The following is an 8,118-nucleotide window of genomic DNA, read 5'->3' on the forward strand; positions in this document are numbered from 1 at the left end:
TTATACCAATAAACTGTGAAGATTATTAGGAAAACCGTCATTTTTTAATTCCCTATTTCTTTTTCAACAATGAGAACTTCGTAAGGCTGTAAGGTTCTCTTGCCTTCCATTGTCTCTCCTGTCTGAACATCTTTCACCGTCTCAAGGATAGAAATCGGCTGCTCACTTTCCGTGAAGTTCATGATAAAGACCGTTCTCAAGCCTTCTGCTTCTCTGCCTTGAACAGATACGCCTCTTTCATGCTCTACAGATAAAGCCGGCTCTAATTTTAAATCACGTATCAGCTTGCCATAAAAGTCCGCATGAAAAGCGTGTTCAGCACGTGCACCAATATAGTAGGCTTTTCCTTTTCCATAAGGGTTTTCTGTTAAAGCAGGAGTGCCTTTATAAAAATCTTCCGTGTATGTGCCGAGTACGTTGGCTTCATTCACTTCGATAATGGTGGCGTAATCTTTGACTTCGTACTCTTTTCCGTTAAAGTCTAATGTGTTTCTGTCGGATGGGTAGTACGTGTCCGTTTCCAGAGGCTCCATTCCAAAGGTTTCTTTGAGTGGTTTCAGCCAGCCACCTAAGTGTGTCAAATCTGATTCATCCACGATCCCGGAAATATAGGACGTGACCAGAGTTCCCCCATTCTTTACAAAAGTCTGGAGTTTCTCAGCTGTTTCTTCTGACATCAAGTAAAGCATCGGAACGACTAAAAGGGTATACTTTGAAAAATCATGTTCTTTTGAAATGACATCTACTGCGATATCTTCTTCCCAGAAAGCCTGGTAGTGTTTCTGAAGGGTTCGGCCATACTGTTTAGTTTTTAAACCAAATCCTTGGGCGTCGTCTAAAGCCCAATTGCTTTCCACATCAAATAAAATAGCAACGTCTGCTTGTCGTCTGTACCCCGTTACTTTATCCGAAATGTTTTCCATTATTTTTCCTAATTCAGCGACCTCTTTGAAGACCCGATTCTCTGTCGATTGGTCATGATCAATGACGGCTCCATGGAATTTTTCAGAAGACCCGCGCGATTTTCGCCACTGGAAGTACAGGTTACTATCTGAACCGTGTGCATGCATTTGGAGTGCTGACAAAAGATGCATGCCTGGTCGCTTAGCTTTATTGACATCGTGCCAATTGACCGCACTTGGTGTCGATTCCATCAGGATGAAAGGCTGGTCTTTCATGGCATAAAAATGGTCGTTTAAAAAAGCGGTCCGAGCAGCTAAGGTTGGGGTATCTTCCCAGTCATTATGCCAGGCAGGATAAGCGTCCCAGCTGATAACATCGACTTCTTTTGCAAACTGACTGTAATCCAGACCTGTAAACGGAACGAATTCCGGGTTATCGGACATAAAGTTTGCGGAAATCGGAATATCCGGAGTGATTTTTCTCAAGGGTTCGATTTCATTTTTATAAAAATCAATCGTCATATGAGAAACAAAGCGTCTCCAATCCAAGTTCATCCCGTGAACGGCATTCTCTCCAATAGGGGAAGGGGATTCAATTTGTTCCCAGTCTGTAATCGTGTGGCTCCAGAAAGGCCCCCACCAGGAATGATTTAATTCATCCAAGCTATGGTTATATTTCTCTTTAAGCCAGGTTCGGAAATTCGCCTGACATAACTCACAGTGACACTCCCCTCCGTATTCGTTTGACGGATGCCACATCAGTAAGGCCGGGTGATCACCGTAACGCTCAGCAAGTTTGGTATTCATTTCCTGCGTTTTTTTACGGTAATAAGAAGACGAGTAACAGTGATTGTGGCGTGCTCCGTGAAGTTGTTTTCTTCTATACGAATCCACTCGTAAGACTTCTGGATACTTTTGAGACATCCATGCTGGTCTTGCCCCACTTGGTGTAGCCAAAATCAGGCGCCCGCCAATGGAGTGGATGCGTTCGATGACCTCATCCAGCCATTCAAAATCATATACGCCTTCTTCTGGTTCAAGAGCAGCCCAGGCAAACATACCAATTGAAAAGGTATTGGCATGGGCTAATTTCATAAATTCCACATCTTGTTTCAGAACGTCTGGATAAGACAGCCATTGGTCGGGATTATAGTCTCCCCCGTGTAATAATCTGTCTTCTGTTGTGACTTTTCTTTTCTCCACTTCATTCTTCCTTTCAATCATATTTTATTTATTATAATAATAATTAAGTTCACTGACCAACTCATCAATAATAGTCATTAAATAAGCCGGATTGCGCCGGTCTTTCATCTCGTCTTTCACACAAGCCAGTTCATCCATATGATGCGTATTTAATAAAGATAACTCTTCCTCTGTCAATGTGACATGAGGGTCTCTGGCTGCTAAATAAGATGAGACATCCATTCGCCATGTACGTGCTTTATCGGGATAATGCAATAAGAGGCTTTCCGCCCGAACAATACTGCTGGGCTTTAAATCGCCTACAAAACGCAATTCTGTTCCCTGATCGACTAGCTTATCAAACACTTCCCAAGCGGCACAGGACCACTTTTCCTGAAGGCAAATCATAGGAATCGTAGGAATTTCATCTAAAAGACGTGTAAACAGTTCCGGATTATCGACTACCCAGACAACTGATTGGGTGCTCGCCGGGTAAATGGCCGATAACTTGATGACTTCCCGCAAAGGAACAGTCATTACACTTTGAGAATGGACCGCCGATTCCCACATCGGATGGTAATGGACGAGCGTTTCAGCAAATAAGTTCACCACTGTCACAGCATCTGTTATATCTTCTCGGTATAGATTAAACTCCTGCAGTAAATCATCGGCTTCTTTTCGTGTGTTGGGCAAGCGGATGGGTTCGATAGCATGAAGCCGTTTGGTTTCCGCTAACACATGCAGCCAAAGCTTTCCTAGTTCCTTTGAAGGCTGAAAAGAATCGGCATTCAAGGTAATAATCTGACTGAATACAGACAGACGAATGGGTCGTGTCGGTAATAAACGGATGCCTTCAGATAAATACAGGACATACGTTTCAAACGTTTCCGGGGACTCTTCCATTATCTGATGAATCCATCTGGTGTCTTCCGTTCCCCTTTTCAATTCATTGAGCCAGTCTTTGAGTAGAGAAAAATCTTTTTCCAATTGTTTTAAGAAGTCTTTTCTTGCTTCTAAAGTGGTCAACTTGAGTAAAGGTTCATCAAAGTACAGTTCAAGCAATTCAATCAGCGACAATCCCTTATACCCAGCGCTATTCAGCTTTCTATCAAAGGCTTCTAAATCCACCCGTCCTTTTTTTCTAAGGGAATGAATAGACACATTAAAAAAGTCGGCTAAAAACTCCAGCTCTTCATCTGAAAAAGAGTGAAGACGGATAAAGCCTTGAATGCCTCTTTGATGAATAATTTCTTTTCTAAATAGATGAAATAATTTGTTTACGCCCACTTGAGAAGACAAATAAGCTAATAAATCTCCTTCGTCCGGCATGACTTGGCCCCCTTTTACGATTTTCTCCCCTTCATTCTACCATCTTTTAACAATAATCTATATTTTTTTAACAAAATGTGACAATTACTTCATTTTCGTTCCTTTTATTGAGTGTATTAATCCTCTTTGAGCCGCCGATTATGATAAGATACATTCATTGATGCAATATATACGTTCAAAATGAAGAAAAAACACATCTTGTCTGATAAAAGACAAGCGTGTATGAAAAAGGAGTTTGTTTAAGTGCAGAAAAATAAAGGTACGATTTGGGCTGCCTTATGCGCCATTATTCTAATTATCGGTTCCCTATCCCCTATTTTAACTGTTTCAGCACATGATACGCACCATACAGATGAATATGTCGATATTATTGTCCGTTACTATGACTCGGTTCCATCAGAAGAGGAGTTGGATCCGGGTTATAAAAATGTCAGAACGCTAGAACTATTACCGATTCAGACCATGTCTGTACCGGCCTCTGCGATTAAAGAGATTAGTCAACAACCCAATGTCAAACGAGTGACTTACGATCAAGAAATTGAAACCTCTGAAACGACTCGAGAAGTCGCTGCAGATGACTGGAATCAGGACATGATTGGCACATTCGATGCGTGGGATGAAGGCTATTTTGGAGACCAGATAGAAGTAGCAGTTTTAGATACTGGTTTTTATAATCACCCTGATATTACATACGCAGGCGGGTTTAGTGTCTTTGATGAAGAACATGAATTAGGTCCTGACGAATGGACAAATGATCATGAAGGACACGGGACCCATGTGGCGGGTATCATCGCTGCCCATCCTGGCACCAGAGGACAGGGTATAGCCCCAAATGTTAACCTATACGGTATTAAAATTTACCATCGAGACAGAGGAAACCGCACTACTATCGCCAATTTAATGGCGGGTTTAGAGTGGGCTATCTTACAGGGCGTAGACATCATAAACATCAGCTCAGGCTACCCTGCACACAATCAGGAGATGAAAGAATGGATAGATATAGCCGTTCAAAATGATATATTAGTCGTCGCAGCCAGTGGGAATATGACTGATGACAATCCTGACATTGATTACCCGGCAGCTTATCCTGAAGTGATTGCAGTTTCTAATGTGGATCATAATTACGCGCACGTGTTTGATTCCATGATTTCAGAATTAAATGAGCTGGCAGCTCCTGGACAAAGCATTATTGGACTGGGAACGCCTGCAGACAACGCAGACTATATCACCATGTCAGGAACTTCTCAAGCTACTCCCCATGTCGTGGGGATTGCGGCCTTATTGATGCAAAAATATCCAGATGAATCCGCCTCTCAAATTCGAGCCCGTATGCAGGAAAAAGCGATGGATTTAGGTGAGGAAGGATTCGATTCCTTCTTTGGACATGGCCTCGTTCAATACAGTCCGGTTGACTTACCAGTAGAAGAGGATGAACCAGAAGAAGAGCCCGAAACGAGTCCTGAAGAGGATAACGAAGGCGATGAAGATGGTAGCGAAAGCTCAGAACCAGATGATGAGTCGGGAGCTGACAATGAAACAGACGAAAGCGAAGACCCTGCCCTACCGGATGACAGTACGGATGAGGTTCCTGAAGAAGGGGAAGAAGACCTAAGCGAAAATGATGAATCTGTCAGTGAAGTCGTTGAAGAAGATAATGAAAATGAGACAGATGGAGAAGAGGATGGAGAAAACTCAGACGTGGATGACCCGTCAAGTGAAGAAGAGGCCAGTGAGGAAGAGTTAGAGGATGATGAGTCAGAGTCGGAAACCGATGATGCCACTCCTAGAAGTACGGTCTGGATTCGTCCTGCAGTCGCTAATGGAGTAGCCACTGTCTCTCCAGAAGACATAGAGTCTGTAGGAGACAGTGGGGTATTAGCTGTATCCTTTGATTCCACCCTTAGTCACGTTGATCGTCTGCATTTATCTTCAGCAGATATACAAGAGATAAAAGAAAGAAATGTGACGATCCTGATTGCCCGAATGGATATGGAATGGGTGATTCCAGCTGATAATTTAGATAGTGACGATGCCTTGCTTATTTTTGAACACGCAGGCGATAGCCTTCCCTATTTATCTGTTGCGAAAAGTGACCCCCTGTCCTTCTCCATTGAGCAAAATGGAGCCAGAGAGACCGTGTTCCCGGCTTCCATGACGTATCGCTTCTTTACAAATGAAGCGGAAGTGAATCAAGACTACTTGTATGAATGGGATACGGAAACGGAAGAATGGGTTGTTTTAGGAGACCGGTACACGAATGGAGGCGTCATGGGTAGTTCTCACTCAACCGCTACACTCGCTGTATTTAACCCAGATGACCTAAGTGCTGCCATAAATAATACACGCTCTTCTTCTAGTGAAGAAGAGAATAATGAAGAGGAAGATAGCGAAAGTGCCTCAGAATCTGAAACTGAAGCAGAGGAAGTATCTGAAGAAAGGTCAGAGGTAGAGGAAAACGCCTTGAATCTACCTGTCGCTTTAAGCGGAGCGGTTGTCATACTTGCTGCAGTAGGCGGAGGTTTTTATTTCTTCGGTGGAAAACCAAAAGAATAAGAAGCAAAAAACACATCAAGAGCCTTTTTGAAAAGGTCACTTGATGTGTTTTTTCTTTACCTAAATGTATAGCCGCCTGTTTTTCTTCCTTTATTTCTTATCTTATAAATAATAGGATTTAAAACAGCGAGTACAACAATCCCTAAGTACAAGTAAAATGTTAATGAATCTCCATCCAAATTAAAGCTGTCGAGAAAGAAATTCTCCACAACGAGTAAACTAGTCGCAATAATGACATGAGTGATGGAGACAGTTAAAACTGAAAAGAAAGTCACCATGGCATTTCTTCCTTTAGGAACAAGTGAGAAGATAAAAAACAGACCTAAGATAACTAAAATAATCATGAAGACCAAACGGAACTCTGTAAATACTTCTAAGTTCATAGATAAACTCCTTCGCATATTCTTGTTTCTCTTATTCTACAAGCCTCTTAGTCAAAACACAATCCTTTTTAGTAAAACTGTCTTCCAAACAGCCATCCTTCGTACATCTCTTCTATTGTCACAACATAAGCCGTGTCGAGAGTATCCAGCTCTCTTCTTTCAGATTCCGGCAGCAAGATCGCTTTAAATATAATATCAAAGTCATTCATAAACCCTAATTGTTCAAATCGGTCGTCTACTAATCGGTAGTCCCAGCCTTGAATGGCTCGTTCCTCTTCTGTCCACTGGATATCCCCTTGATACGTAAAGGCATACTGATCCTCATCCCCATAAGCAAAGTAATGGAGCCCTCCTTCATATCCCATGTAAGTATAGCCAAAGGGAAAAGAGCGTTCTTCCCTTTCATACATTTCTAAGGCATCCAGGTTTTCTGGTAACGAACCCGTCCGTCGATATAAACGTACCATCGCCGGATCTTCATTCGTTTGCATACCCATTATAAAGCTGTACGCTCTGATACCTGGGTTAATGTTATCATTTTGGGCAATCCAGTCATTATACCTGGCATGTCCCCAAGCAAAGTATCCGGCTCCTACAAGAAGGAGTACCAGCATGCTTTTATTCGCCAGCTTTCGGGCTTTCTTTTTTGGTTCTGTATAAGAGTAAATCAATATATAAGCAATTAAAAAAATAAGCAATACGACAACTAGTATCGGCATAGTCAGCGTATAAAACGCTTCGGCTCTTACCCAGGCTTCGTACACATAAGCCCTCCCCTTTAGTTTTCTTTTGATAACACCAGACTGTGAATCATCGGAAGATACAATTTGTCTCCATCCACCAATTCGATGCTGGCTTTGTCTTGGACTTGATTCAATAGATTGTCATTGTTTTCTTCATACTCTTCTTCAGAAATCAATCCCCACTTGAAGTAATTCTCATTTTCTTCTTGTGTAATCTGGGGTTCATGACTGAAACGAGCATTCAGTTCATAAGTGAACACTTCTCCAGTTTGAGAAAAACGATAGACAGCTGCCGTTCGAGGGACAGCAAAGCTCTCAATCGTATAAGTCCCTGCTTCTAAATGTTCCCCCACTTCATAATGGCCAGTGATTAATTCAATGGCCTCTTCGGCTTCGAGGTAAGAACTGCCCAGGTCAGGTTCTTCATATGTGACGGTTATGATTGGGTCATTCCCTGTCAATTCGATAGTCTGACCTTCTCTTAAATCAACAACTGCCTGCATAATACCTGTGTAATCCTGAAAATGACTTTCAAAAGCAATAAGGCCTTCTTCGTCCGTAATCGTCAGATTTCCTGTGTGAAAAATCCGCGCGTCTGCACTAAAGTTACTAGGCTCTCCTACCATAAAAGCTCGTCCAGCTTCTATATCTTCTCCCACCACATACGTGCCTTCTTCCAAGATAACGGGTCCATGAGTTGACAAAGGTTCAGAAGGGTCAAAAAGCGTCTCACTTAATTCGTATCGAAAGTATTTATCGGTATAGTCTGGGTGAATCTGATAGGAATCTGCATATAATTGGCTGGCTTCTTCATCGATGGAAATCGGCTCTCCATCATATTTAGGGGTACGTATCCCTGTAAAAGAAGCACACCCCGCTAGAAAAAACAGACTTCCCAAGAGAACAAATTTAAGCGTGTGTTTCATTGGCTTGCCCCCTGCTGTATGAACGTATTTCCAAAAATTTTGTTTATTTTATAGTTTATTTCTTCGTTTATTGCTTGTAAATCAATCTTTTACACAAAAA

6 protein-coding genes are annotated in these 8,118 nt (G+C 42.1%); 1 reads left to right on the forward strand and 5 read right to left on the reverse strand.

The annotated features are described in order from the left end of the window. Positions 1-44: 44 nt before the first annotated feature. Positions 45-2,126 carry a beta-galactosidase gene (locus ABDZ53_RS09860; RefSeq protein WP_343756056.1) on the reverse strand — a complete coding sequence of 694 codons (2,082 nt, stop codon included), beginning with the start codon at positions 2,124-2,126 and terminating at the stop codon, positions 45-47. A 3-nt stretch (positions 2,127-2,129) separates the two neighbouring features. Beyond that, positions 2,130-3,413 carry a TIGR02679 domain-containing protein gene (locus tag ABDZ53_RS09865; RefSeq protein ID WP_343756058.1) on the reverse strand — a complete coding sequence of 428 codons (1,284 nt, stop codon included), beginning with the start codon at positions 3,411-3,413 and terminating at the stop codon, positions 2,130-2,132. A gap of 243 nt (positions 3,414-3,656) precedes the next feature. On the opposite strand from ABDZ53_RS09865, the gene ABDZ53_RS09870 reads away from it, so the two are divergent. Then, a complete protein-coding gene (locus ABDZ53_RS09870) occupies positions 3,657-5,966 on the forward strand; it encodes a S8 family peptidase (protein ID WP_343756060.1) in 2,310 nt (769 codons plus the stop codon). A gap of 56 nt (positions 5,967-6,022) precedes the next feature. On the opposite strand, the gene ABDZ53_RS09875 is transcribed toward ABDZ53_RS09870, so the two are convergent. The 3 genes from ABDZ53_RS09875 to ABDZ53_RS09885 all read right to left on the reverse strand — a co-directional run bounded on the left by ABDZ53_RS09875 (position 6,023) and on the right by ABDZ53_RS09885 (position 8,018). Further along, entirely contained in the window at positions 6,023-6,349 is a 327-nt protein-coding gene (locus ABDZ53_RS09875) for a hypothetical protein (protein ID WP_343756062.1), read from the reverse strand. 68 nt (positions 6,350-6,417) lie between these two features. After that, positions 6,418-7,113, reverse strand: coding sequence for a hypothetical protein (locus ABDZ53_RS09880; RefSeq protein WP_343756064.1), 696 nt, complete (start codon positions 7,111-7,113; stop codon positions 6,418-6,420). A 14-nt stretch (positions 7,114-7,127) separates the two neighbouring features. Then, entirely contained in the window at positions 7,128-8,018 is an 891-nt protein-coding gene (locus ABDZ53_RS09885; RefSeq protein ID WP_343756066.1) for a hypothetical protein, read from the reverse strand. Positions 8,019-8,118 lie beyond the last annotated feature (100 nt).

Source organism: Alkalibacterium iburiense, assembly GCF_039521845.1.
Classification (GTDB): domain Bacteria; phylum Bacillota; class Bacilli; order Lactobacillales; family Carnobacteriaceae_A; genus Alkalibacterium; species Alkalibacterium iburiense.

Excerpts from the sequence above, each read along its gene's own strand:
- ABDZ53_RS09865 (WP_343756058.1), bottom strand. The coding sequence starts at position 3,413 with ATGCCGGACGAAGGAGATTTATTAGCTTATTTGTCTTCTCAAGTGGGC.
- ABDZ53_RS09875 (WP_343756062.1), bottom strand. The coding sequence starts at position 6,349 with ATGAACTTAGAAGTATTTACAGAGTTCCGTTTGGTCTTCATGATTATT.
- ABDZ53_RS09860 (WP_343756056.1), bottom strand. The coding sequence starts at position 2,126 with ATGATTGAAAGGAAGAATGAAGTGGAGAAAAGAAAAGTCACAACAGAA.
- ABDZ53_RS09885 (WP_343756066.1), bottom strand. The coding sequence starts at position 8,018 with ATGAAACACACGCTTAAATTTGTTCTCTTGGGAAGTCTGTTTTTTCTA.